Below are 25521 nucleotides of genomic sequence, written 5' to 3'. Positions count from 1 at the left end.
CGCGACGCCCATACGACCGTCTCGGGCTTCAACCGCCGCCCCGTCAGCATCCGGTGCAGCGAGACGGGCCCCACCAGGGCGCCCGTCGTCGCCGCACCCAGCATCACGGTCACGATGTACAACGTGCGTTCGCCGTCGGACAGCTGCCCGAAACGCTGCTGGAACGGGACCGTCAGCAGGAACCCGAAGAGGATCTGCACACCGGTCTGGACGACCCGCAACTCCTGGAGCAGCTCACCCCACTGCCGGTCCGCGCGCTCCTCCGGCGTCTCGTCCCTGCCCGGTGCGGCACTGCCACCGGTCCCGTTCGTCATCCCGAAGCCACCTACCCGTGTGCGATCACGAAGCGTCCTGGACGGGGGGTCGGTCCCCCTCCTGCCTGCCCGTTACGCCTACCCCCGCACCGCCCCCTCAGCCGAACGGGAGGTTTCCCGGCCGGGAAGATCGGCTAAACGCCTCGCATGGTGCAATTCGGATACACGATGATGACGGAGCAGGCGGGCCCTCGTGCGCTCGTGGACCATGTGGTCGGCGCCGAGCGGGCCGGATTCGACTTCTCGGTGACCTCGGACCACTACTTCCCCTGGCTCGATTCCCAGGGGCACTCCCCGTACGCCTGGAGCGTGCTGGGAGCCGCGGCCCAGGCCACGTACCGCATCCCGCTCATGACCTACGTGACGTGCCCGACCAAGCGGTACCACCCGGCGGTGATCGCGCAGAAGGCCGCGACGATGCAGTTGCTGTCCGAGGGGCGCTTCCGGCTCGGGCTGGGCTCGGGTGAGCAGCTCAACGAGCACGTGGTCGGCGGTGGCTGGCCCTCCGCGCGGACCAGGGTCGAGATGCTGGAAGAGGCGGTCGGGATCATCCGCGCCCTGTTCGCGGGCGATGTCGTCAACCACCGGGGCGCCCACTTCGAGGTGGACAACGCCAAGCTGTGGGACCTCCCGGACACCCCGCCGCCCCTCGGCATCGCGGTCTCGGGCGAGCGCTCCTGCTCGCTCGCGGGCCGGCTGGCCGATCTGGTGATCGCCACGGAGCCGAAGAGCGAACTGCTCGACGCCTTCGACGCACACGGCGGTACGGGAAAGCCGAGGGTCGGCCAGCTCCCGGTCTGCTACGACCCGGACACCGACGCCGCCGTCGCCCGGGCCCACGAGCAGTTCCGCTGGTCCGTGGGGCCCTGGCCGGTGAATTCGGAACTGCCGAATCCGGCGGCCTTCGCCGGAGCCAACGAACACGTGCGCCCCGAGGACATCGCCGAGGCCATTCCCTGCGGCAGCGACCCCGACGTGTTCGCCGAAGCGGTCACGTCCTACATCGACGCGGGCTTCACCGAGATCGCCCTGATCCAGATCGGCGGCGACCACCAGGAGCCCTTCCTCGACTGGTCGCAGAAGACGCTCCTGCCCGCCCTGCGCGCCCTCTGACTCCGCCGAGGGCGCGCCGACGTACGGCTCGGCCGCTGCGACCGGGGCCCTTGGGCCTACGCGGATGCCGGGCGCGGCGGGCGCAGGCCCAGCCACTGCTCGGCGTCCCAGGCGTGGAACCGCTCCACCTCGGTGAACCCGAGCTTGGCCGCGAGGCGCATCGAGGCGGCGTTGGCGCTCTGGGTGGCCAGGATCACCGGCTCGCCGGGCAGGGCGCCGTCGAACCAGTCGAGCGCCGCCGCGCACGCCTCGGCGGCGTATCCGAGGCCCCACGCCCGCGGCAGGAACAGATAGCCGAGATCGGCCTTCCCCCGGGCGGCCGGGCGGTGACTCTCCGCCGCCCGCCTCAGCAGGAGCTGGCCGATCATCGCGCCGTCCAGCTCCACGACGAAGCTTCCCGGCCACTGCTCGGGCACCTCGGGCAGCTCGCGCTCCAGCTCGGCACGCCGCCGGGGGCCGCCGAGGTAGGTATGCACCTCCGGCGACGCCAGCAGCTCGATGAACGCCGCCCGGTCACGCGCCTCGGACCCGCGCAGTACGAGCCTCGCGGTCCTGATCGGCTCGGGCGGCCAGACGACGGGCCCCAGGTTCGACATGCGCGGAGCCTAGCAACGGGGGAAGTGCCGGTTGGCGGGGTGACGGGACCTTTGCATAATACTGCGTTGAAACGTATAGTCATGCCATCGACGAGGAGGGTTCGATGGTGGTGCGGGCAGCGGTGGCCGGGGGCAGCGGGTACGCGGGCGGGGAGGTGCTGCGCCTGCTCGCGGGGCATCCCGAGGTCGAGATCGGGGCGGTGACCGGGAACTCCAACGCCGGGCAGCGGCTCGGCGCGCTTCAGCCGCATCTGCTGCCGCTGGCCGGACGGGTGCTGGAGCCGACCACGGCGGAGGTGCTGGCGGGACACGACGTGGTCTTCCTCGCGCTGCCGCACGGCCAGTCGGCCGCGGTCGCGGCGCAGCTCGGCGACGAGGTGCTGATCGTCGACATGGGTGCCGACTTCCGGCTGACCGACGCCGCCGACTGGGCGAGGTTCTACGGCAGCCCGCACGCCGGGACCTGGCCGTACGGGCTGCCTGAACTGCCGGGCGCCCGCGCCGCGTTGGAGGGGTCCAAGCGCGTCGCGGTGCCCGGCTGCTACCCGACGGCGGTCTCGCTCGCGCTGTTCCCCGCGTACGCCGCCGCGCTGGTCGAGCCGGAGGCCGTCATCACCGCCGCCTCCGGCACCTCGGGCGCGGGCAAGGCGGCCAAGCCGCATCTGCTCGGCTCGGAGGTGATGGGGTCGATGAGCCCGTACGGAGTCGGCGGCGGCCACCGCCACACGCCGGAGATGATCCAGAATCTCAGCGCGGCGGCCGGCGAGCGGGTCAGTGTGTCCTTCACGCCCACCCTCGCCCCCATGCCGCGCGGCATCCTCGCCACGTGCAGCGCCAAGGCCCGCCCCGGCGTCACCGGCCACGACCTGCGGGCCGCTTACGAGAAGGCCCTCGCCGACGAGCCGTTCGTGCACCTGCTCCCCGAGGGGCAGTGGCCCGCGACCGCCGCCGTCTACGGCTCGAACGCCGTCCAGATCCAGATCGCGTACGACGAGAGCACCCACCGCCTGATCGCGATCAGCGCCATCGACAACCTGACCAAGGGCACCGCGGGCGGCGCGGTGCAAAGCATGAACATCGCCCTGGGACTCCCCGAAGCGACAGGACTCTCCACCATCGGAGTCGCACCGTGACGCACCGGGCTGCCGGGCGGCAGGCAACGACGATCGGCGCGGGTTTGTGCCGAGCGGGCGGAGAAGGGAACGAGGAGAAGCAGTGAGTGTCACGGCAGCCAAGGGATTCACGGCGGCGGGGATCGCCGCCGGGATCAAGGAGAACGGCAACCCGGACCTGGCCCTCGTGGTCAACACCGGACCGCGCCGCGCCGCCGCGGGCGTCTTCACCTCCAACCGCGTGAAGGCCGCGCCGGTGCTCTGGTCGGAGCAGGTCGTCAAGGGCGGCGCGGTCGCCGCCGTGGTCCTCAACTCCGGCGGTGCCAACGCCTGTACGGGCCCGCAGGGCTTCCAGGACACGCACGCGACCGCGGAGAAGGTCGCCGAGGTCCTCGGCGCCGACGACCACGGCGCGGGCGAGATCGCGGTCGCCTCGACCGGCCTGATCGGCCTGCCGCTCCCGATGGACAAGCTGCTGCCGGGAGTCGAGAAGGCCGCGGCCGAACTGTCCGAGTACGGCGGCGAGAAGGCCGCCATCGCCATCAAGACCACCGACACCGTGCACAAGACGGCCGTCGCGGGCGGCGCGGGCTGGACCGTCGGCGGCATGGCCAAGGGCGCGGGCATGCTCGCGCCGGGCCTGGCCACCATGCTGGTCGTCCTCACCACGGACGCCGACGTGGACGCCCCCGCCCTGGACACGGCGCTGCGCGCCGCCACCCGGCTGACCTTCGACCGGATCGACTCCGACGGCTGCATGTCGACCAACGACACCGTGCTGCTGCTGGCCTCGGGGGCGTCCGGAATCGCCCCGGAGCACGAGGAGTTCGCCGAGGCGGTCCGCGCGGTCTGCGGCGATCTCGCCCGCCAGCTCATCGGCGACGCCGAGGGCGCCTCGAAGGACATCAGGATCGAGGTCGTCAACGCGGCCTCCGAGGACGACGCCGTCGAGGTGGGCCGCTCCATCGCCCGTAACAACCTCCTCAAGTGCGCGATCCACGGCGAGGACCCCAACTGGGGCCGTGTGCTGTCCGCGATCGGCACGACCTCGGCCGCCTTCGAGCCCGACCGGCTCAATGTCGCCATCAACGGCGTGTGGGTGTGCAGGAACGGCTCGGTCGGCGAGGACCGCGACCTGGTCGACATGCGGTTCCGCGAAGTGGTCGTCACGGCGGACCTCGCGGCCGGTACGGAGTCCGCGGTGATCTGGGCGAACGACCTCACCGCCGACTACGTCCACGAGAACAGCGCGTACAGCTCATGACGGACGATCGGAGCCCCGGAGCCGCGAAGCCGGAGGGCCAGCCCACCGCGCGCAAGCACACGGCGCTGCCCAAGGCCCAGATCCTCATCGAGGCGCTGCCGTGGCTGACCCGCCACAACGGCAAGGTCGTCGTCATCAAATTCGGCGGAAACGCCATGGTGGACGAGGAGTTGAAGGCCGCCTTCGCGCAGGACGTGGTCTTTCTGCGGCAGGCGGGCCTCAAGCCGGTCGTCGTGCACGGCGGCGGCCCGCAGATCAACGCACAGCTCGACCGGCACGGCCTGGTCAGCGAGTTCAAGGCCGGGCTGCGGGTGACCACGCCCGAGGCGATGGACGTGGTCCGGATGGTGCTGGCGGGCCAGGTCCAGCGCGAGCTGGTCGGACTGCTCAACCAGCACGGCCCGTTGGCCGTCGGCATGACCGGCGAGGACGCCCACACCATCACCGCCACCCGCCACCGCCCGCGTATCGACGGCGAGTTGGTCGACATCGGCCGGGTCGGCGAGATCACCGCCATCGACACCGGCGCGATCGAGGCGCTGCTGGCCGACGGCCGTATCCCCGTCGTCTCCTCCATCGCGCGCTCCGCCGACGACCACCACGTCTACAACGTCAACGCCGACACGGCCGCCGCCGCCCTGGCCGCCGCGCTGGGCGCCGAGACGCTGATGGTCCTCACCGACGTCGAGGGCCTGTACGAGGACTGGCCGCACAGCGACGACGTCATCAGCCGCCTGACCGCGACGGAGCTGGAGAAGCTGCTGCCCGACCTGTCCAGCGGCATGGTCCCCAAGATGCGGGGCTGCCTGTTCGCCGTGCGCAACGGCGTGAACACCGCCCGCGTCATCGACGGCCGCGTCCAGCACTCGATCCTGCTGGAGATCTTCACCGACGAGGGCATCGGCACGATGGTCGTGCCGGACGACGTCACCGACGCGGCCGGCGCACCGGCCGCGGGCACCGTATCCGACCAGGGAGAAGGAGAAGCGCGGTGAGCGGCAACGAGGGACTGACCCAGCGCTGGCAGGGCTCGCTCATGGACAACTACGGCACCCCGCGCATCCCGCTGGTCCGCGGCGCGGGCGCCAGATTCTGGGACGCCGACGGCAAGGAGTACGTCGACTTCCTCGGCGGCATCGCGGTCAACTCCCTCGGCACCGCGCACCCCGCGGTCGTCGAGGCGGTGACCCGGCAGATCTCCTCGCTCGGCCATGTGTCCAACCTCTTCGTCGCCGAACCGCCCGTCGCGCTCGCCGAGCGGCTGCTCCAGCTCTCCGGCCGCCCCGGCCGGGTCTTCTTCGCCAACTCCGGCGCCGAGGCCAACGAAGCGGCCTTCAAGATCGGCCGGTTGACGGGGCGTCAGCACATGGTCGCCACCGACGGCGCCTTCCACGGCCGCACGATGGGCTCGCTCGCGCTGACCGGCCAGCCCAAGAAGCGCGAGGCGTTCGAGCCGCTGCCCGGCGACGTCACGCACGTGCCGTACGGCGACGCGGACGCGCTGCGGGCGGCCGTCACCACCGACACCGCGCTGGTGATCATCGAGCCGATCCAGGGCGAGAACGGTGTGGTCGTGCCGCCGCCCGGCTACCTCGCCGCCGCCCGCGAGATCACCGCGGCCACCGGCACGCTGCTGGTGCTCGACGAGGTGCAGACCGGCATCGGCAGGACCGGCCACTGGTTCGAGTGCCAGGCGCAGGGTGTCGAGCCGGACGTGGTGACCCTGGCCAAGGGGCTCGGCGCGGGCCTGCCGATCGGCGCCGCCCTCGCCTTCGGCCCGGCCGCGGAGCTGATGACGCCCGGCGCCCACGGCACCACCTTCGGCGGCAACCCGGTCGCCTGCGCCGCCGCGCTCGCCGTCCTCGACACGATCGCGGCCGACGGCCTGCTCGACCACGTCAAGCGGCAGGGCGAGAAGCTGCGGCAGGGCGTCGAGGCGCTGCGACACCCGTTGGTCGATCATGTGCGCGGTTCGGGCCTGCTGCTGGGTATCGTGCTCACCGAGCCGCTCTCAGCGCAGATCCAGAAGGCGGCTCAGGATGCCGGGTTCCTGGTCAACGCCGCCGTGCCCGACACGGTACGGCTCGCGCCCCCGCTGATCGTCGGCGACGACGAGACGGACGCGTTCCTCCAGGCGCTGCCCGGCGTCCTCGACCAGGTGCACCGGGCCTCCGGGGCGAGCGGAGCCGGAGAATGACGGAGTTGACACGACGATGACCGAGGCGCAGCAGCACAACGGCAGCCAGGCCGTACCGCAGACCCGTACCGCGCGGCACCGCAGGATCGTGGACATCCTCGGCCGCCAGCCGGTCAGGTCGCAGAGCCAGCTCGCCAAGCTGCTCGCCGACGACGGGCTGAGCGTCACCCAGGCGACGCTCAGCCGCGACCTCGACGAACTCGGCGCGGTCAAGATCCGCACCAACGACGGCGAACTCATCTACGCCGTCCCCTCCGAGGGCGGCTTCCGCACCCCGCAGGCCCCGCTCGGCGAGTCCGTCAAGGAAGAGCGGATGCGGCGCCTGGCCGCCGAACTCCTCATCTCCGCCGAGGCGTCCGCCAACCTCGTCGTCGTCCGCACCCCGCCCGGCGCCGCCCAGTTCCTCGCCTCCGCCATGGACCAGGCCGAGGTCTACGACATCCTCGGCACCATCGCGGGCGACGACACCGTCGTCCTGATCAGCCGCGACCCGGCCGGCGGCCAGAAACTCGCCGACCACCTGCTCCGTCTCGCCCAGGGCGAGGCATAGCTCCGGTCCGGCCGGTTATACGGTCTCACACCCCCTCTGACCTGCCGCGTTGACGAAGCATACGGTCGAGTGCATACTTATACCAGTCAGCGTATGCATCGTAAGGAGAGCCCCGTGACCGAGCGCGTCGTACTCGCCTACTCCGGCGGTCTGGACACGTCCGTCGCCATCGGCTGGATCGCCGAGGAGACCGGCGCCGAAGTCATCGCGGTCGCGGTGGACGTCGGCCAGGGCGGCGAGGACCTGGACGTCATCCGCAAGCGGGCGCTCGCCTGCGGGGCGGTTGAGGCCGAGGTCGCGGACGCCAAGGACGAGTTCGCCGACGAGTACTGCCTCCCGGCGATCAAGGCCAACGCCCTCTACATGGACCGGTATCCGCTGGTGTCCGCGCTGTCGCGGCCGGCCATCGTGAAGCACCTGGTGGCCGCCGCCAACAAGCACGGCGCCACCACCGTCGCGCACGGCTGCACCGGCAAGGGCAACGACCAGGTGCGGTTCGAGGCGGGCATCTCCTCGCTGGCGCCCGACCTGAAGTGCATCGCGCCGGTCCGCGACTACGCGATGACCCGCGACAAGGCCATCGCCTTCTGCGAGGAGAAGAACCTCCCGATCGCGACCACCAAGAAGTCGCCGTACTCCATCGACCAGAATGTCTTCGGGCGGGCCGTCGAGACCGGCTTCCTTGAGGACATCTGGAACGCGCCGATCGAGGACGTGTACGAGTACACGCAGAATCCGGCCGAGCTGCGCGAGGCCGACGAGGTGGTCATCACCTTCAAGCAGGGCGTCCCGGTGGCCATCGACGGCAAGCCGGTCAGCGTGCTCGAAGCCATCCAGCAGCTCAATGTGCGGGCCGGGGCCCAGGGCATCGGCCGGATCGACATCGTCGAGGACCGGCTGGTCGGCATCAAGTCCCGTGAGATCTACGAGGCGCCGGGCGCCATCGCGCTGATCACCGCGCACCAGGAGCTGGAGAACGTCACCGTCGAGCGCGAACTGGCCCGGTACAAGCGGCAGGTCGAGCAGCGCTGGGGCGAACTGGTCTACGACGGCCTGTGGTTCTCCCCGCTCAAGCGGGCGCTCGACGGCTTCATCGCCGAGGCCAACGAGCACGTCTCCGGCGACATCCGGATGACCATGCACGGCGGCCGGGCCGTCGTCACCGGCCGGAAGTCCGGTGAATCGCTGTACGACTTCAACCTGGCGACGTACGACACCGGCGACACCTTCGACCAGTCGCTGTCCAAGGGCTTCATCGAGATCTTCGGCATGTCCAGCAAGATCGCCGCGAAGCGGGACCTGACGAAGTGACGGACACGAACACCGGCGGCTCCGGCGGCGGCAACGACAACCTGCGGCTGTGGGGCGGCCGGTTCGCCGACGGCCCCGCCGAGGCGCTGGCCAAGCTCTCCGCCTCCGTGCACTTCGACTTCCGGCTCGCGCCGTACGACATCGCGGGCTCTCGCGCGCACGCCCGGGTGCTGCACAAGGCGGGGCTGCTGACCGCCGACGAGCTGGACCGGATGATCGCCGGACTCGACGCGCTCGAAGCGGACGTGGCCTCCGGCGACTTCGCAGGCACCATCGCCGACGAGGACGTGCACACCGCGCTGGAACGCGGCCTGCTGGAGCGGGTCGGCGCCGACCTCGGCGGCAAGCTGCGGGCCGGACGCTCGCGCAACGACCAGGTCGCCACGCTCTTCCGGATGTACCTGCGCGACCACGCGCGGACCATCGGCGGGCTCATCGCCGACCTCCAGAGCGCGCTGGTCGGCCTCGCCGAGGCGCACCCGGACACCGCGATGCCCGGCCGCACCCACCTCCAGCACGCTCAGCCCGTGCTCTTCGCACACCACGTGCTCGCCCACGTACAGGCGCTGTCCCGGGACGCGGAGCGGCTGCGGCAGTGGGACGACCGCACGGCCGTCTCCCCGTACGGGTCCGGCGCGCTCGCCGGGTCCTCGCTCGGCCTTGACCCGGAAGCCGTCGCCAAGGAACTCGGCTTCCAGCACGGCTCGGTGGGCAACTCCATCGACGGCACCGCGTCCCGCGACTTCGCCGCCGAATTCGCCTTCGTCACCGCGATGATCGGCGTCAACCTCTCCCGGATCGCCGAAGAGGTCATCTTGTGGAACACGAAGGAATTCTCCTTCGTGACCCTGCACGACGCCTTCTCCACCGGCTCGTCGATCATGCCGCAGAAGAAGAACCCCGACATCGCGGAGCTGGCGCGCGGCAAGTCCGGACGGCTCATCGGCAACCTCACCGGACTGATGGCCACGCTCAAGGCGCTGCCGCTCGCGTACAACCGCGACCTCCAGGAGGACAAGGAGCCGCTGTTCGACTCCTGCGACCAACTGGAGGTGCTGCTCCCGGCGTTCACCGGCATGATGGCCACGCTCACCGTCCACCGGGAGCGGATGGAGACACTGGCACCGGCCGGTTTCTCGCTCGCCACCGACATCGCCGAGTGGCTGGTCAAGCAGGGCGTGCCCTTCCGGGTCGCGCACGAGGTCGCGGGGGAGTGCGTCAAGGTCTGCGAGGCCGAGGGCATCGAACTCGACCAGCTCACCGACGAGCAGTTCGCGAAGATCTCCGCGCATCTGACGCCCGAGGTACGCCATGTCCTCGACGTCCCCGGCGCGTTGGCCTCCCGCAACGGACGCGGTGGCACGGCGCCGGCCGCCGTCGCCGTACAACTCGCCGAGATCAAGGCTGATCTGACGGCGCAGCACACCTGGGCACACGCCTGGGACGGGGCCGACAGCGACGCCGTCTAGTCGCGGTACTGGGCGGCGGGCGGCGCGAACAGGTCGCTGCCGCCCAGCCACTTGGCGGCCAGCGCCTTCAACGAGCCGTCCTGCCGCATGCGTTCCAGCACGGCGTTGACGAAGCGGACGAAGTCGGTCTGCTTCGGCCGCATCGCGATGCCGTGCGGCTCATCGGTGAAACGCGGGCCGATCAGCTTGGTGTTGGGGTCCTGCGCGGCCAGTCCGATCAGGATGGTGTCGTCGGTCGATGCCGCGTCGACCTGGCCGAGCTGCATCAGCATCAGGCAGTCCGTCCAGTCGTTGACGCCGACCGCCACCACGCTGGGGTCGCGCAGGGCGCGCAGTGTGTCGATCGACGTGGTCTCCTTGGCGGCGCAGATCCGCTTGCCGCCCAGGTCCTTGACGGACCTGGCGTTCGACGTGCTCGACACCAGGACGCGCTGGCCCGCGTCCATGTAGTCGCTGGAGAAGGCCACCTGCTTCCAGCGGTCGCAGTTGATGGTCATCGAGTCGATGACCAGGTCCACCGGATTCGGGTCGGTGGTGAGCACCGGGATCCGGGCGGCCGAGGTGATGGTGCGGAACTGGACGCGGTCCGGGCTGCCGAACAGCGCCGTGGAGATCCGCCGCACCAACTCGATCTCGTAACCGTCGAGTTCACCGGTCAGCGGATTGCGGTAGCCGAAGAGATACGAATTCTGGTCGACGCCCGCGATCAGCCGTCCGCGTTTGACGATCGCCGCCATCGTCGACCCGGCCGGCATATGGCCGACCGCGGGCGGCGGGCCGCCGGGCCGGTAGCTCTGCCGGGGGTGGCAGGACTCGTCCCGCGCGGGGGCCAGGCCGGGCGCGCCCGCCGGGGCCGCCGCGGGTAATCGCCCGGAGGTGTCCGCCGCGCGGTCCGCCCGTTCGGGGCCGCCGGTCCCGAGCACCACCGCGGCGGCGACGGCACCGCTCACCACCGCGGCCCCGAGTCCGCGCCACACCGTACGTCGCACTGTCGGCCCCCTCGTGTCGGGTCCCCGCCGCCAGTGACGCTGTCGACCCACCCACTGGTTCCCCGCGCGCGGCAGCCGCCAACCGCGAAACCGGCCACCGCCAGCCGCCGGACCGGCCACCGCCAGCCGCCGAACCGGCGATGGTCAGCCGCGAAACCGGCCCCCGTGAACCCGCCACGTCACAGCGGGCGCCGGGCGCAACCCCCGCCGTATCAGGCGGCCTTGGCCTTCGTCGCGTAGATGTCCACGTACTCCTGGCCGCCCAGCCGCATGACCTCGCTCATGACCTCGTCGGTCAGGGCGCGCAGCACATAGCGGTCGCGGTCCATGCCCTCGTAGCGGGAGAAGGTCAGCGGGGAGCCGAAGCGGATGGTGACCGGGGCGATCCGGGGCATCCCCTTGCCGCCGGGCTGCACCTTGTCGGTGCCGACCATCGCGAAGGGCACCACCGGGGCGCCGGTCATCAGGGCCAACCGGGCGATTCCGGTCCGGCCGCGGTACAGACGGCCATCGGGGGAACGGGTGCCCTCGGGGTAGATGCCGAAGATCTTGCCCTCGTCCAGCACGCGGCGGCCGGTCATCAGCGCCGCGACACCGCCGTGGCCGCCGTCCCGGTCCACCGGGATCATGCCGCAGGTGGTGAAGAACCAGGCCATCAGCCGGCCCTTGACGCCCTTGCCCGTCACGTACTCGTCCTTGCCGATGAAGTACACCTGCCGGTCCACCACCAGCGACAGGAACATCGAGTCGACGAAGGTGACGTGATTCCCGGCCAGGATCACCGGGCCGTCACCGGGGATGCCGTCCACGCCCTCGACCGCGGGGCGGTACAGGACGCGCATGAGCACTCCGAGAATCGCCTTGAGCAAGCTGCGGGACATGCGGGACAACGGATCCTCCGGTTCGGACACGCCTGGGCGGGACGGACGGCGGCGGTGCTGCGATGTGGCGGTACGACGGCAGCCTGACCGCAGGACCGGGGGGAACGCGGGACGCCGCACCGTACACAAGGACGATACTTCCGCGCGGGGCCCCTCCGCACGCCGGGTTCACACGTCCGCTACGCAGTGTTGACACGCGTTAGGTGTGTGTTACGGCCGAAGTCGACGGGGCGACAGACTTTCACGGCACGATGCGCGCATGACGGATGACCAGCACAAGACCGGCCTCGGCAGGCGCGCTGTCCTGTCCGCGGCGGCACTCGGCGCGGGCGGCGCGGTACTCGGCACGGCCGGTACGGCGCAGGCCCGGGAACAGTCCGCCGCCCGGCCCCAGCACGGCGCCCCCGGCCACGGCGGCGCGCCCAAGCTGCCGGTCCCGACCATCGTCGGGCACCGCGGCAGCGCCGGATACCGGCCCGAGCACACCTTCGGCTCCTACGAGTACGCGCTGGAGATCGGCGCGGACGTCGTCGAGCAGGACGTCGTACCCACCAGGGACGGCCACCTCGTCTGCCGCCACGAGCCGGAGATCGGCGGCACCACCGACGTCGCCGACCACCCGGAGTTCGCCGGCCGTAAAACCACCAAGACCATCGACGGCACCCCCACCACCGGCTGGTTCACCGAGGACTTCACCCTCGCCGAACTCAAGCGGCTGCGCGCCGTCGAACGGCTGCCCGCCGTCCGCCAGCGCAACACCATCTACAACGGTCGCTGGGCGATCCCCACCTTCGAGGAGGTGCTGGCCTGGGCCGACCGCGAGGGCCGCAAGCGCGGCAAGCCGGTCTGGCTGCACACCGAGACCAAGCACCCCACGTACTTCCGCGGCATCGGCCTGCCGCTGGAGGAGCGGCTGATCAAGCTGCTCAAGCAGTACGGCAGGCACCGCGCCGACGCCCCGCAGTTCCTCCAGTCCTTCGAGGCGCAGAGCCTCCAGCGGCTCGGCGCGCTCGGCGGCGCCGCGCCCAAGATCTTCCTGCTCAACGGCCTCACCTCGCGGCCCTGGGACTTCGTCGTCTCCGGCGACAAGCGGACCGTGGCCGACCTGGTCACCCCGGCCGGGCTGCGCTGGATCGCCGGATTCGCACAGGGCATCGGCCCGACCACGGACGTGATCATCCCGCGCGACGCCTCGGGCAGGCTGCTCCGGCCCACCGCCGTCGTCAAGGACGCGCACAAGGCCGGTCTGCTGCTGCACCCCTTCACCGCGCGCAACGAGAACCAGTTCCTGCCCGCCGACTTCCAGGTCGGCACGGACCCCAACGCGTACGGCGACCCGTTGGCCGCATTCAAGACGTGGTTCGCGACCGGCATCGACGGCCTGTTCACCGACAACGCCGACACCGCCGTACTGGCCCGCGAGGACTTCTGGAAGTCCTGAAACCCGGAAGTCCAGAACCGCCACCGCCACTCCATGTGGTGAAAACGGCCGCGCCGGGCAACCGTCCGGCGCGGCCGTCTCGTGCCAGCGGATATGCAGATCCCCATGGACCATCCCGACCTGTCCGCGGCCCCGCACGCCGACGACCACGCCCGCCGTCCCGCGGACCCCTACGCGCCGCTCGGGCCGCTGCTGGCCGCCGAGGCCGCGGCCGAGGCGCTGCCCGGCGGCGGTGTCGAGGCCGCCGACCTCGAACAGGCCGTCTGGCTGCGGCTGCTGGAACTGGGCGGCCCGCCGCCCGAGCCGGACCGCTGGGTGCGCCGCGCGGTCCGCGCCGAGGCCCGCGCCCAGGCCCGCCGGATCCGCAGCGAACGCCCGTACGGGGACCCGGACGCCGCGGGCCCGCCCGCGCAGGTGCGCGGGGTCGAGGAGTTGGTGCTGGCGGCGGAGCAACACCGTACGGTCCAGGCCGCGGTACGGCGGCTGCCCGGCCGCTGTCCGCAGGTCGTCACGGCCCTGATGTCCCGTTCCGACCCCACTTACCGGGAAATCTCCCGCGAGTTGGGAATCTCACAGGGCAGCATCGGACCGCTGAGGTCGCGCTGCCTCGGCTGTCTTCGGACGATCCTGAATTCGAGGGTTGGATCCCCGGTGAGACGGGGTAATGCACGGTAAACAGTCGGCGGCAGTGGGCACCCTTGGCGCGCCCGTACGAGACTGAACTGGGTGGGGCGCAGGCGGTACCCCACCGAAGGGTTTGTGCGATCATCGGCGCCACGGAGGCGGCGCATATCCGCACCAACTCCGTTCAGGCACTCGTTCCGGGCGCATACCTCACCCTCAAACTGCCCGGACGGATTCGAAGGGGAGGCCTGCGCGCATGGGCATGAGCGTGACCATCTCTACGGCGGAGCACTCGGACGCCGAGAAGATCCTCAAACTCCAGTACCTCTGCTACCAGAGCGAGGCGGAGCTGTACGGCGACTACAGCATCGAACCTCTCACCCAGACCCTGGACGAGCTGCGTGCCGAACTCGCCGGGGGGTGCGTCCTGGTGGCGCGCCTGGGCGACGAGGTCGTCGGCTCGGTACGCGGAGTCGTCGACGACGACGGCACCGCGCGGATCGGGAAACTGATCGTCCACCCGCGACTTCAACGACACGGCCTCGGCGGGCGGCTGCTCAACGCCGTCGAGGAGCGACTGGCGGCCGAGGAGGAGGCCAAGCGCTACCGGCTCTTCACCGGCCACCGCAGCCAGGTCAATCTGCGGATGTACCGCAAGCTCGGTTACGAGCAGGTGGGCGCCGCGGAGCCGGTCAGCCGTCGGCTGAGCCTGGTGACCATGGAGAAGGCCGCCGACACGGCGGGCTACGCGGCCACCGCCTGAGCCGCGTTCCACGGCGCCTCGCGTACGGATCAGGCCCCGGACCCGGTCTGCTGTTCCTGTGGCCGCCCCGCCTCGCGGGCGGCACGGCGCAGCCACAGCAGACCGGCCACGGGGAGGGCCAGCGGCAGGAAGAGGTAGCCGATCCCGAAGTCCGACCAGACGGTCGCGTCGGGGAAGGCCGAGGAGTCCACGACCGTCAGGGTGCCCACCGCGATCACGCCGGCCAGTTCGGCCGAGCAGCACACCAGCGCCACCTTGCGGGCCGCCTCGCCGCCCTTCCACAGCGCGACGGTGATCACCGCGTAGACCACGCCCGCGACGCCCGACAGGACGTACGCCAGCGGTGCCTCGTGGTATTTGGTCGCGATCTGCACGATCGACCGGGACAGCGCCGCGACGGTGAAGACCGCGTAGAGCGAGAGCAGCAGCCGGCCCGGACCCTGGCCGATCCGCGTCCCCGGCGCGTCCTGGGCCGCCTCGGCCGCCGTGCCGTCCCCCGTGTCCTTCATGCCGTCCGTGCCCTTCGTCAGCGTCTTCGTCCGTGCCTGTTCGCGCGTCGCGCGTGTGCCGTCAGCCATGGCCGGCTCCCCAGATCTCGTTGAGCCGCAGTTCGAGCACGGCCAGCACCACACCGCCGGCCGCCACGATCGCCGAGCCCCAACGCGTCCGCTCGGCAAGGGACATGAAGGCCGCCGCCGGGATCGTCACGGCCGCGCCCAGCAGATAAGGGAGGAAGACCGCCATCCCGTGCTGCGGCCGTTCGCCGCGGGCGAGCTGCACGATCGCGATCACGAGCTGCACCAGCGCGGCCGCGGTGACCACGGCCATCGCGATGAAGTGCCAGTCGTTGGTCGGCTGGTCACGGTACGCGGCGAAACCGCACCACGCCGCGAGCAGCAGCGCCGTGACCGAGACCGTGATGAGGACCGCGTCGAGCATGCGGCGACTCTATTACGGGGCGTGACGCCCGGATCTCCCGCCCCTGCCCGCCCGGCCGCGCACCGGGGCGGCCCCGTGAGTGTGTCCGCATAATGAACAATCGGACCGGATTTCGGAACGCGGCCACCCGTCTGGTTTACTGGAACGCATGACCACGACGAACAGCCGCAGCCGCGCGACCGAGGCGATCACGCCCGGTGTTCGTTGTGCGTGTCGAATGTGTGACTGACCGAGGGCCCAGCTCCACGCCTCGCGCCCCGAAGCGAGTGCCCCGCGTCACGCACCGGCGCAGCGCCCAGAGCGCCGCCGAAACCCTTTGAGGCCCGCCGCCCTTTCCGGTGTGCCGCCGCGTGCCGCGTCCCGAGAAGAACGCCCCTGTGTGCGGTGGTACGTCCGCCGCGCGCTCGACCCCGATGGACGCTCCTATGATCACCACCACCGACCTGAGAAAGGTCTACCGCTCGCGCGACCGTGAGGTCACCGCCCTGGACGGGGTGGACCTGCGGGTACGCGAAGGCGAGGTCTACGGCGTCGTCGGCCGCAGCGGCGCGGGCAAGAGCACCCTGATCCGCTGCGTGAACCTGCTGGAGCGCCCCACCTCGGGCACCGTCGAGGTGGCGGGCCGCGACCTGACCGCGCTGGCCGGACGCTCCGACCGCGCCCCCGCCGCCCTGCGCGCCGCCCGCGCCGGGATCGGCATGGTCTTCCAGCACTTCAACCTGCTCTCCTCGCGCACCGTGCAGGACAACGTCGAACTCCCGCTGGAGATCCTGGGGATCTCCGGCCGCCAGCGGGCCCGCAAGGCCGGTGAACTCCTCGACCTGGTCGGCCTGTCCGACAAGGCCCGCGCCTACCCCGCGCAGCTGTCCGGCGGCCAGAAGCAGCGCGTCGGCATCGCCCGCGCCCTGGCGGGCGACCCCAAGGTGCTGCTCTCCGACGAGGCCACCTCGGCGCTCGACCCGGAGACCACCCGGTCCGTGCTGCGGCTGCTGCGCGACCTCAACCGGCAGCTCGGCCTGACCGTCCTGCTGATCACCCACGAGATGGACGTCGTCAAGCAGGTCTGCGACTCGGCGGCACTCATGAAAGGCGGACGCGTAGTGGAGTCAGGCACCGTGGCCGAACTGCTGGCCACCCCCGGTTCCGAACTGGCCGACGAGCTGTTCCCCGTGGACGGTGACGCCTCGGGCCCCGACCGTACGGTGGTCGACCTCACCTTCCACGGCGACAGCGCGACCCGGCCGGTGATCTCCCGGCTGGCGCGCACGTACAACGTGGACATCTCCATCCTCGGCGCGGCCATGGAGACCTACGACGGACGGCAGATCGGCCGGATGCGGATCGAGCTGCCGGGCCGCTTCGAGGACAACGTGGTGCCGATCGGCTACCTGCGCGAGCAGGGCCTGGACGTCGCCGTCGTCGCCGCCGAGCCGGTCGCGGCAGGGAACACGGCAGGGAACACGGCGGGGGAGAGGGCCGGGAACACGGTCGCGGAGACGGCGGGGGAGAAGGCCGGGAACACGGTCGGGGAGACGGCGAAGTGACCTGGTCCGAGATGCACCCGCTGCTCACGCAGGCGGGTGGCGAGACGCTGCGCATGGTCGCCTGGGCCACGGTCATATCGGTGGCCGCGGGGCTGCCGATCGGTGTCCTGCTGGTCCTCACCGACCGGGGCGGCCTGCTGCGCTGTCTGCCCGTCAACCGCGTCCTCGGCGTCGTCGTGAACATCGGCAGGTCGCTGCCGTTCGTGATCCTGATGATCGCCCTGATGTCCTTCACCCGGGCGATCGTCGGCACCACCATCGGCTGGGAGGCGGCCGTCGTCCCGCTGGCCGTCGGCGCGATCCCGTTCTTCGCCCGGCTGGTCGAGACGGCGGTCCGCGAGGTGGACCACGGCCTGGTGGAGGCGGTCCAGGCGATGGGCGGCAGTACGTGGACGGTGGTCCGCAAGGTGCTGCTGCCGGAGTCGCTCGCCTCACTGATCGCCAGCGCCACCACCACCGTCATCGCGCTGATCGGCTACTCCGCGATGGCCGGGGTGGTCGGCGGCGGCGGGCTCGGCGACCTCGCGCTGCGCTACGGCTACCAGCGCTTCGAGACCGGCTTCATGTGGGTGATCGTCGCCGTGCTCGTCGTCGTGGTCACCCTCGTCCAGCTCCTCGGGGACTTCGCCGCCCGCACCGTCTCCCGCCGGGGCCGGTCCGGCGCGGCCCCCCGGCTGCGCCTGCTGCGTCCGGCGACAGCCTCCTGACCGCCCGACCCTCCCGTCCCGACCCGCTTCTCTCCCCCTGGCACCGCAGCGTCGCGGCGCCGTAGCACCCAGCACGACCCGGACAAACCAGAAAGAGGCACTTTTCGTGCGAAAGAACACCACCATCACCGCTGCCGTCCTCGCCGCCGCCGCGCTCTCGCTCGGCCTCACCGCCTGCGGCTCCGACTCCGACTCCAAGGCGAGCGCCAAGGACACCAGCGGCCCGCTCGTGGTCGCGGCCAGCCCCACCCCGCACGCGCAGATCCTCGACTACGTCAAGGACCACCTGGCGAAGAAGGCCGGCCTCGACCTCCAGGTCAAGGAGTTCTCCGACTACGTGTTGCCCAACACCGCCACGGAGCAGGGCGAGGTCGGCGCGAACTTCTTCCAGCACAAGCCCTACCTGGACGACTTCAACAAGAAGAACGGCACCCACATCGTGCCCGTCGTCAACGTCGAGCTGGAGCCGCTGGGCCTGTACTCCCACAAGATCACGTCGATCGGCGCGCTCAAGGACGGCGCGAGCGTCGCCGTACCGAACGACACGACCAACGAGGCGCGCGCGCTCAAGCTGCTCGCCGACAACGGCCTGATCACCCTCAAGGCGGGCACCGACCAGACCGCGACCCCCGCCGACGTCACGGCCAACCCGAAGCACCTGAAGTTCAAGGAGCTGGAGGCCGCCCAGCTCCCGCGCTCCCTGGACGACGTGGACGCGGGCGTGATCAACGGCAACTACGCGATCCAGGCCGATCTCAGCCCGGCCAAGGACGCGCTGGCGCTGGAGAAGGCGGACGGAAACCCGTACGCCAACTTCCTGGCCGTCAAGAAGGGCAACGAGAACGACCCGCGCGTGAAGAAGCTCGCGGAGCTGCTCAACTCGCCCGAGGTGAAGCAGTACATCGAGACGACCTTCAAGGGCTCGGTGATACCGGCCTTCGGCGCCCCGGCCGCCTGACCGCCGCCCACGGGCCCCGCTCCCCCCGAGGGCGCGGGGCCTCAGCCGTGCCGCACCCAGTACACGTCCGTCACGTACGGCATCTCGATCGCGCCGCTGCTGCGCGTCGCGTGGTGCGCCCCCAGCACCGCCTCCAACTCGGCGCGCACCCGCCCCTGGGCGGTCGCGTCGAGGACGGCGATATGGCTGGACGACATCATCCGGTCGACGATGTCCGCGACCGTCGTGGAGTGCGGATTGGGCCAGTGCCGCTCCTCGATCGCCCCCCAGCCGGGCCGCGACTCGAACGGCTTGCGCCAGGCCGCGTCGCCGAGGCCGGAGGACAGCGGCGGGCGGGGCAGATCGCGTGGCGCCAGCCGGAAGTAGATGTCCTGGAAGTCGCGCATCCACGGCTCCGAGGTGTCGAAGGTGTTCCACACCAGCGCCAGCGCGCCGCCCGGCCGCAGCAGCCGCTCCACCTCGGTCAGCGCGGCCGGCTCCTCGAACCAGTGCCAGGACTGCGCCGCCACCACGGCGTCCGCGCAGCCGTCGGGCAGGCCCGTCGTCTCCGCCGTGCCCGCGTTCACCGCGACCGCGGGCAGCAGCTCGGCGAGCCGCTCCCGCATCTCCTTCACCGGCTCCACCGCGAGCACCTCGGCCCCGGTCAGTGCCAGCAGACGGGTGAACTTGCCGGTGCCCGCGCCGAGATCGACCACGGTACGGCCCGCTTCCAGGGGCAACGCGTCCGCCAGCGCGGCGAGCGCGGCGAGCGGATAGGAGGGCCGGGAGCTCTCGTAGACCTCCGCTGCCCGTTGATAGCCGACTCCTGCTGCGTGGTGCACTGTCACGCGGGCTGACGGTAGCAGGATCGGATGACGTTCACGGATACCCGCCCTGACCGGCATTCGCCCTACTCTGGAAGGGCGTTCGCCGCCGCGCACCCCACTCCCGCCCCGGCGACCCTGCCCGGCCCATGCCGTGCGGGATGCTGCATGCTGTGCAATCCACACATGCCCTGGTTACGGAGCAGCGAATGACGCCCACCTTTCCGGACATCTCCATCAGTACGGAGCGGCTGGTGCTGCGCGCGTACGAGGAGGCCGACATCCCCGCCCTGGCGGAGATGATGAACGACGAGCTGATCATCGCGTGGACCGGCGTACCGCAGCCGTATTCGCAGGACGACGCCCGCGCGTTCGTCACCGGGACCGCGCCCGCCGAGCGCGAGTCCGGCCGCGGCATCGTCCTGGCCGTCACCGAATTCCTCACCCAGCGGCTGGTCGGCACCGTCCACCTGCACAACACCGACTGGCGGATCCGCGGCAGCGAGGTGGGCTATCTCACCGCCGCCTGGGCGCGCGGTGAGGGATACGCCAGCGAATCGGTGCAGGCCGTCTGCCACTGGCTCTTCACCGACCAGCGCTTCGAACGGCTGGAGCTGCGCACCGCGGCCGACAACACCGCCTCCCAGCAGGTCGCGCAGAAGATCGGCTGCGTCAGCGAGGGCGTACTGCGCAACGCGGGCATCGTCCGCAGCCAGACCGAGGACGGCCGCTGGGCCGAGATCCGCACCGACCTGCTGGTGTGGAGCGTGCTGCCCGAGGACCTGGACGAGGGTCCCGGCCAGGCTTCCGGCGACGGCGGATACGACGCCCACGCCGACTTCAGCGCGTACGCCGACTGGCGCTGAGCCCTCCCGCCCACCGGCTCCGAGGACGCCGTGGCGGATACGTGCCCCCTCGCCTCGTCCCCGGGCACCCGGGCCCGGATAGTGTTCTCCCCCCGGGACCGGGGCGCGCCACGCCGCCGTGCCGTGACCTGGTCCGCAGTGATCCGCACAGCCATGGAGGCAGACGACGATGGCCGACCGGGTCACCGTGATCGGATGGGACGGCTCACCTCCGTCCGACGCGGCCCGCGCCGCACTGAACGCCGCCACCCTGGTAGCGGGCACCAAACACCATCTCGCGCTGTCGCACGTCCCCGAGCACGCCGAGCGGATCGTGCTGGGCAGCATCGAGATCGCCGCCCGCAGGATCGCCAAGCACCGCGGCAGCGCCGTCGTACTCGCCGACGGCGACCCCGGCTTCTTCGGCGTCGTCCGCGCGCTGCGGGCGCCGGAACACGGCCTGGAGATCGAGGTCATCCCCGGCGTCTCCGCCGTCGCCACCGCCTTCGCCCGCGCCGGAATGCCCTGGGACGACGCCCGCGTGGTGGTCGCGCACGGCCGCTCCCTGCGCCGCGCGGTCAACGTCTGCCGCGCCTACCCGAAGGTCGCCGTGCTCACCGCACCCGGCGCGGGCCCGGTCGAACTCTCCCTGCTGCTCACCGGAGTCCACCGCACCTTCGTCATCTGCGAAGCGCTCGGCACCGAGCAGGAACAGGTGACAGTTCTCACCTCCGACAACGTCGCCGACCACATCTGGCGCGATCCGAACGTCGTCCTGGTCGTCGGCGGCACCACCTCCGCCGGTTCGGGAGCGGCCGGTCTCGGCGTACCGTCGGCGGAGCGCGGCGGCGGCTGGATCGCCGGGCGCGACCCCGGATTTCCCGGCCCGGTCCGCGGCTGGGCGCTGCCCTCGTCCGAATACGGCGGCGACACCTCGGCGCATCTGCGCGCCTTCCAACTCGCCCGGCTCGGCCCGCGCACCGGCGACCTCGTGTGGGACATCGGCTCCGCCGACGGCGCCGTCGCCGTCGAGGCCGCGCGCTTCGGCGCCGCCGTCATCGCCGTCGACCGGGACGCCGACGCGTGCGACTGGATCACCGCCACCGGACGCAGGGCCGGGGTCCAACTCCAGGTCGTACACGGCCCGGCGCCCCAGGTGCTCGACGACCTCCCGGAGCCCGACGCGGTACGGATCGGGTGCGTCGACGCCGAGGTGACCGCCGCCTGCGCGGCCCGCCGCCCGGAGCGGATCGTGACCGGCGCGACCACCCGCGACGAGGCCGAAGCGGTCAGCAGGGCACTGGAGGAAGGCGGTTACGAGGTGGAACGCGCTCTCCTGCAATCCGTCGAACTGGATTCCGAGTGGGCCGAGCGGGAACGCTCGGTGACCTTTGCCCTCTGCGGCACGCGCCGCTGATCCGTGCATGATCAAAAACGCCTGCGCAGAAGGCGTTTGCGCCGGTCGCGGACGTGTGTTGGGGCATCGTACGCGGGACGTCCCGAGGTGCGGACCACCGGACGGGCCGCCGCGCCGAGCGGGGTAGGCTGGCGGATCGTTGTGCCGTCGTCGTGCGTTGACGGGTCGTCGAGAACCGCGGCGTCCGGCGCTCACGTGCCCGCTGCTCCGCACGCTCGTTCTCTTGCGTGAGGGGGTCGGGCCGCGCGCGGTGCAGCGCTGGAAGGAGCGAAACCGATGGGCGAGGGGCACGCATGACGGACACCGGTCGGATCCCCGGCGAGGGGCTGCCGGAGAACGCAGTCGGGGAAGCGGTTCGCCAGCCGCACTCCGAGCTTCCCGGCACTGCCGTACCGCAGCCGTCCGCCCCCGGCTGGGGCGCGGAACCGCTTCCCGACGAACAGGGCGCACCCGAGTACACCTACCTCGACCAGCCCGCCGCTCCCGGCGCGGGCATCGACGACGAGGACGACGTGCTGCTCATGCCGGGCCCGCAGGGGTCCTGGAGCGACCCGCAGCCGGTGCCGCCGCAGCCCGTACCGCCCCCCGCCGACGCGCACGAGGCGGGCGGCCGGGACTCCGGCTCCATCGACTACGCGGCGGTGCTCGCACCGCAGCCGCTCCCGCAGGGCCTGCCCCAGGACGCCCAGCAGGGCGGCGAGGCGCTGCCCCCGGCCGTGCCGCCCGTGGCCGAGGCCGCGACGCCCGCCGCGGGGAATCCGGCGCCCGGCTACGGCTTCGACACCGGTATCGAGCACGCGGTCCCGGCCGCCGAGTTCGCCGACTCCGGCGACACGGGCGCGGTCCCAATGCCGTCGACCGGTGCGCCGCCGCCGGTCGGCGCCCAGGCCGCGCAGACCGCCGCGCCGCGCCGCCCGCTGCACATGGGCCCGCCGATGCCCGACAGCATCGGCGCGGGCGTCTCCGTACGCTCCCTGGCCGATCGCGGGCCCGCGCACGCCCAGGCGCCGGCGCAGACCCCGGTACGGGCCTCGGGCCCGCCGACCTCCGGCCCCGAATACCTCGACGTGCCGCAGGACGACACCTCCGGCATTCCCGCCCAGCAGACCGGCGAGGCCGCGGACCGGACTCCGGCCTCCGGTACGGCGGGTGCCGAGCAGGTCGGCGGCTGGCCCGCCGCCCCCGCCGCCTCGCAGCCGTCGCTGATCCCGCACGCCGACAGCGTCGTCCCGCCGCGGCCCGCCGACCCGTTGCGCGCGTTCCTCGCGCCCGACGACGCGCCGGAGGAGACCGCGGCTCCGGCCGCCGCTCCGGCCGCCGTCCCGGCCCAGGCCCCGGCGCCGGTGGCCGTCCCCGAACCCGCCGCGCAGCCCGAGGCCGCCGCGCAGCCCGAGGCCGTGGCCGTCGAGCCGGTGCAGCCCGCGCCGCCCGCTCAGCCCGCCGCAGCCGAGTACGCGCCCGCTCCCGAGCAGGCCGCGCCCGCGGCCCCGGTCGAGCAGGAGGCGCCGCACGTCGCGCCCGAGGAGCAGCCGTCTGCGGCCGTGCAGGCTCCGGCGCCGCTGCCCGAGGCCGTACCGGTGGAAGCGGCACCGGCCGAGGCCGCGCCCGTGGAGGCCGTCCAGCAGACACCCGCCGAGGGGACGCCCGCGCCCGCCGCGGCCGAGCCGGTCGCCGTGCCGGAACCGGCGGACGTACCGGAACAGGCCGCTGCTCCGGCGCAGTCGGCCGAGACCGCGCCCGAGGCGACTCCCGAAGCCGAGGCCGCGGCTGAGACCGCCCCCGAGACCGCCCCCGAGGCCGTCGTCGCGGAGCCGGTCGTCGCGGACCCCGTCGCCCCCGAGCCGGTCGCCGCCGCTGTCGCCGAGGCCGAAGAGGCCCAGCCGCTGCCGGTCGCGGCCGCCCCCCAGCAGGGGCCCGCGGCGGAGGCGTACGAGCCCGCCGTCCGGGACGCCGTGCACCGGGTGATCCGCGAACGGCGGGACATCCGCAACGGCTTCCGCTCCGACCCGATCCCGCACGACGTGCTGCTGCGCGTCCTGGAGGCGGCGCACACCGCGCCCAGCGTCGGGCACTCGCAGCCGTGGGACTTCGTCGTCATCAGGTCGGCGAAGACCCGCGAGAAGATGCACGAACTGGCCATGCAGCAGCGGGAGGCGTACGCCAAGTCGCTCCCCAAGGGCCGGGCGCGGCAGTTTCGCGAGCTGAAGATCGAGGCGATCCTCGACACCCCGGTCAACATCGTCGTGACCGCCGACCCCACCCGCGGCGGCCGGCACACCCTCGGCCGCCACACGCAGCCGCAGATGGCGCCGTACTCCTCCGCGCTCGCCGTGGAGAACCTGTGGCTCGCCGCCCGCGCGGAAGGACTCGGCGTCGGCTGGGTCTCCTTCTTCGACGAGCGCCAGATGGTCACCGAGCTCGGCCTGCCCGAGCACCTGGAGGTCGTCGCCTACCTGTGCGTCGGGTACGTCGACGAATTCCCCGACGAGCCCGAGCTGATGCAGGCCGGGTGGTCGCAGCGCCGCCCGCTGTCGTGGGTCGTGCACGACGAGGAGTACGGCAACCGCGCGCTGCCCGGCGAGGAGCCGCACGACCTGCTGGAAGAGACGCTGCGCGGCATCCGCCCGCTGGACGCCAAGGCGCTCGGCGAGGCGTGGGAGCGGCAGAAGCGGATGACGAAACCGGCGGGCGCGCTGGGCATGCTGGAGATCATCTCCGCGCAGCTCAGCGGGCTTTCGCGGCAGTGCCCGCCGCCGATCCCCGAGCCCGCGGCCGTGGCGATCTTCGCCGGTGACCACGGGGTGCACGCCCAGGGTGTCACCGCGTGGCCGCAGGAGGTGACCGCGCAGATGGTGGCCAACTTCCTCGGCGGCGGCGCCGTCTGCAACGCCTTCGCCAACCAGGTCGGCGCCGAGGTCTGCGTCGTGGACGTCGGCGTCGCCTCCGAACTGCCCAGCACCCCGGGGCTGTTGCCGCGCAAGGTCCGCGCAGGCACCGCCGACTTCACCGCGGGGCCCGCGATGACCCGCGAAGAGGCGCTGCGCGCCATCGAGGTCGGCATCGAGACCGCCCGCGACCTCGTCGCCGCGGGCAACAAGGCGCTGCTCACCGGCGAGATGGGCATCGCGAACACCACGACGTCCGCAGCCCTCATCGCCGTCTACACCGGCGTCGACGCCGCCGAGGTCACCGGGCGCGGCACCGGCATCAACGACGAGATGCACGCCCGCAAGGTCGAGGTCGTCCGGCGCGCTCTCGACCTGCACCGGCCCGACCCCGGCGACCCCATCGGCGTCCTCACCGCCATCGGCGGTCTCGAACACGCCGCCATGGTCGGACTCCTGCTCGGCGCCGCAGCCCTCCGTACCCCCGTCATCCTCGACGGCGTCAGCGCCGGTGCCGCCGCCCTGGTCGCTCGCGCGATCGCCCCCGAGGTGCTCGCCGCCTGCATCGCCGGGCACCGCAGCGCCGAGCCCGGGCATGTCGCCGCGCTCACCACGCTGGGGCTGCGGCCCCTCGTCGACCTCGACCTCCGCCTCGGCGAAGGCACCGGGGCCTTGCTCGCCCTGCCCCTCGTCCAGAGCGCGGCGCGCGTCATGCACGAAGTCGCCACCTTCGACGCGGCGGGCGTCACCGAAAAGGCCTAGCCCCCGCACGGGGTGCCGCCGCTTGAAGCTCAGGCCC

At 72.1% G+C, this 25521-nt stretch carries 24 protein-coding genes; 17 read left to right on the top strand and 7 right to left on the bottom strand.

What is annotated here, in order from left to right; genetic code table 11:
• On the bottom strand, positions 1-314 hold a 314-nt coding region (locus ACFZBB_RS24825; protein ID WP_391126272.1), incomplete at its 3' end, for a DUF6328 family protein.
• Between the two features lie 147 nt (positions 315-461).
• On the opposite strand from ACFZBB_RS24825, the gene ACFZBB_RS24820 reads away from it, so the two are divergent.
• Positions 462-1427, top strand: a complete 966-nt coding sequence (locus tag ACFZBB_RS24820; RefSeq protein WP_391126269.1) for a TIGR03557 family F420-dependent LLM class oxidoreductase — start codon at positions 462-464, stop codon at positions 1425-1427.
• Positions 1428-1483: 56 nt separating this feature from the next.
• Here the strand turns inward: ACFZBB_RS24820 and ACFZBB_RS24815 are convergent, their stop codons facing one another.
• Positions 1484-2023 (bottom strand): GNAT family N-acetyltransferase, encoded by a 540-nt coding sequence (locus tag ACFZBB_RS24815; RefSeq protein WP_391126267.1) that lies wholly within the window; start codon positions 2021-2023, stop codon positions 1484-1486.
• Between the two features lie 104 nt (positions 2024-2127).
• On the opposite strand from ACFZBB_RS24815, the gene argC reads away from it, so the two are divergent.
• The 7 genes from argC (at position 2128) to argH (ending at position 9926) form a co-directional block, all read left to right on the top strand.
• On the top strand, positions 2128-3156 hold the full coding sequence (gene argC, locus ACFZBB_RS24810; RefSeq protein WP_391126263.1) for an N-acetyl-gamma-glutamyl-phosphate reductase: 1029 nt from the start codon (positions 2128-2130) through the stop codon (positions 3154-3156).
• A gap of 82 nt (positions 3157-3238) precedes the next feature.
• Positions 3239-4399, top strand: a complete 1161-nt coding sequence (argJ, locus tag ACFZBB_RS24805) for a bifunctional glutamate N-acetyltransferase/amino-acid acetyltransferase ArgJ (protein ID WP_391126260.1) — start codon at positions 3239-3241, stop codon at positions 4397-4399.
• The gene (argB, locus tag ACFZBB_RS24800; RefSeq protein WP_391126257.1) at positions 4396-5394 is read left to right on the top strand and encodes an acetylglutamate kinase; all 999 of its coding nucleotides are present in this window, start codon (positions 4396-4398) and stop codon (positions 5392-5394) included. Before argJ ends, argB begins: the two co-directional genes overlap by 4 nt.
• Positions 5391-6596: an acetylornithine transaminase gene (locus ACFZBB_RS24795; protein WP_391126254.1), complete on the top strand. Its 1206-nt coding sequence runs from the start codon at positions 5391-5393 to the stop codon at positions 6594-6596. The genes argB and ACFZBB_RS24795 overlap by 4 nt, the downstream gene beginning before the upstream one ends.
• Positions 6597-6612: 16 nt before the next feature.
• On the top strand, positions 6613-7146 hold the full coding sequence (locus ACFZBB_RS24790) for an arginine repressor (protein ID WP_188280110.1): 534 nt from the start codon (positions 6613-6615) through the stop codon (positions 7144-7146).
• 114 nt (positions 7147-7260) lie between these two features.
• Positions 7261-8457 (top strand): argininosuccinate synthase, encoded by a 1197-nt coding sequence (locus tag ACFZBB_RS24785; protein ID WP_391126251.1) that lies wholly within the window; start codon positions 7261-7263, stop codon positions 8455-8457.
• Positions 8454-9926, top strand: a complete 1473-nt coding sequence (gene argH, locus ACFZBB_RS24780) for an argininosuccinate lyase (RefSeq protein ID WP_391126248.1) — start codon at positions 8454-8456, stop codon at positions 9924-9926. Before ACFZBB_RS24785 ends, argH begins: the two co-directional genes overlap by 4 nt.
• Here the strand turns inward: argH and ACFZBB_RS24775 are convergent.
• On the bottom strand, positions 9923-10915 hold the full coding sequence (locus ACFZBB_RS24775) for a transporter substrate-binding domain-containing protein (protein WP_391126245.1): 993 nt from the start codon (positions 10913-10915) through the stop codon (positions 9923-9925). The genes argH and ACFZBB_RS24775 overlap by 4 nt on opposite strands.
• Before the next feature lie 212 nt (positions 10916-11127).
• Positions 11128-11796 (bottom strand): 1-acyl-sn-glycerol-3-phosphate acyltransferase, encoded by a 669-nt coding sequence (locus ACFZBB_RS24770; protein WP_391126242.1) that lies wholly within the window; start codon positions 11794-11796, stop codon positions 11128-11130.
• Between the two features lie 259 nt (positions 11797-12055).
• Here ACFZBB_RS24770 and ACFZBB_RS24765 point away from each other — a divergent pair, with 259 nt between their 5' ends.
• The 3 genes from ACFZBB_RS24765 (at position 12056) to ACFZBB_RS24755 (ending at position 14624) form a co-directional block, all read left to right on the top strand.
• Positions 12056-13237: a glycerophosphodiester phosphodiesterase family protein gene (locus tag ACFZBB_RS24765; protein WP_391126239.1), complete on the top strand. Its 1182-nt coding sequence runs from the start codon at positions 12056-12058 to the stop codon at positions 13235-13237.
• Between the two features lie 105 nt (positions 13238-13342).
• Positions 13343-13912, top strand: coding sequence for a sigma-70 family RNA polymerase sigma factor (locus ACFZBB_RS24760; RefSeq protein WP_391126236.1), 570 nt, complete (start codon positions 13343-13345; stop codon positions 13910-13912).
• Between the two features lie 205 nt (positions 13913-14117).
• On the top strand, positions 14118-14624 hold the full coding sequence (locus ACFZBB_RS24755) for a GNAT family N-acetyltransferase (RefSeq protein ID WP_391126232.1): 507 nt from the start codon (positions 14118-14120) through the stop codon (positions 14622-14624).
• 29 nt (positions 14625-14653) lie between these two features.
• Here the strand turns inward: ACFZBB_RS24755 and ACFZBB_RS24750 are convergent, their stop codons facing one another.
• Both ACFZBB_RS24750 and ACFZBB_RS24745 read right to left on the bottom strand, forming a co-directional pair.
• A complete protein-coding gene (locus ACFZBB_RS24750) occupies positions 14654-15202 on the bottom strand; it encodes a hypothetical protein (RefSeq protein WP_391126229.1) in 549 nt (182 codons plus the stop codon).
• A complete protein-coding gene (locus ACFZBB_RS24745) occupies positions 15195-15563 on the bottom strand; it encodes a hypothetical protein (RefSeq protein ID WP_391126226.1) in 369 nt (122 codons plus the stop codon). The genes ACFZBB_RS24750 and ACFZBB_RS24745 overlap by 8 nt, the downstream gene beginning before the upstream one ends.
• Before the next feature lie 425 nt (positions 15564-15988).
• Between ACFZBB_RS24745 and ACFZBB_RS24740 the strand changes: the two genes are divergently transcribed.
• The 3 genes from ACFZBB_RS24740 (at position 15989) to ACFZBB_RS24730 (ending at position 18772) form a co-directional block, all read left to right on the top strand.
• A complete protein-coding gene (locus ACFZBB_RS24740; protein WP_391126223.1) occupies positions 15989-17107 on the top strand; it encodes an ATP-binding cassette domain-containing protein in 1119 nt (372 codons plus the stop codon).
• The gene (locus ACFZBB_RS24735) at positions 17104-17814 is read left to right on the top strand and encodes an ABC transporter permease subunit (protein WP_391126219.1); all 711 of its coding nucleotides are present in this window, start codon (positions 17104-17106) and stop codon (positions 17812-17814) included. Before ACFZBB_RS24740 ends, ACFZBB_RS24735 begins: the two co-directional genes overlap by 4 nt.
• A gap of 106 nt (positions 17815-17920) precedes the next feature.
• Positions 17921-18772 carry a MetQ/NlpA family ABC transporter substrate-binding protein gene (locus ACFZBB_RS24730; protein ID WP_391126216.1) on the top strand — a complete coding sequence of 284 codons (852 nt, stop codon included), beginning with the start codon at positions 17921-17923 and terminating at the stop codon, positions 18770-18772.
• A gap of 41 nt (positions 18773-18813) precedes the next feature.
• Here ACFZBB_RS24730 and ACFZBB_RS24725 read toward each other — a convergent pair whose 3' ends face one another.
• A complete protein-coding gene (locus tag ACFZBB_RS24725; RefSeq protein ID WP_391126213.1) occupies positions 18814-19599 on the bottom strand; it encodes a methyltransferase domain-containing protein in 786 nt (261 codons plus the stop codon).
• Positions 19600-19784: 185 nt separating this feature from the next.
• Here ACFZBB_RS24725 and ACFZBB_RS24720 point away from each other — a divergent pair, with 185 nt between their 5' ends.
• From ACFZBB_RS24720 to cobT, 3 genes are all read left to right on the top strand, one after another.
• Positions 19785-20441, top strand: a complete 657-nt coding sequence (locus tag ACFZBB_RS24720) for a GNAT family N-acetyltransferase (protein WP_391126210.1) — start codon at positions 19785-19787, stop codon at positions 20439-20441.
• A 169-nt stretch (positions 20442-20610) separates the two neighbouring features.
• Positions 20611-21837, top strand: a complete 1227-nt coding sequence (cbiE, locus tag ACFZBB_RS24715; RefSeq protein WP_391126208.1) for a precorrin-6y C5,15-methyltransferase (decarboxylating) subunit CbiE — start codon at positions 20611-20613, stop codon at positions 21835-21837.
• Between the two features lie 293 nt (positions 21838-22130).
• Entirely contained in the window at positions 22131-25484 is a 3354-nt protein-coding gene (gene cobT, locus ACFZBB_RS24710; RefSeq protein WP_391126205.1) for a nicotinate-nucleotide--dimethylbenzimidazole phosphoribosyltransferase, read from the top strand.
• Positions 25485-25521 lie beyond the last annotated feature (37 nt).

The organism is Streptomyces sp. NPDC008139 (genome assembly GCF_042957025.1).
Classification (GTDB): domain Bacteria; phylum Actinomycetota; class Actinomycetes; order Streptomycetales; family Streptomycetaceae; genus Actinacidiphila.
The sequence above is the reverse complement of the archived record's forward strand: the minus strand, read 5'-3'. Positions and strand labels throughout refer to the sequence as shown.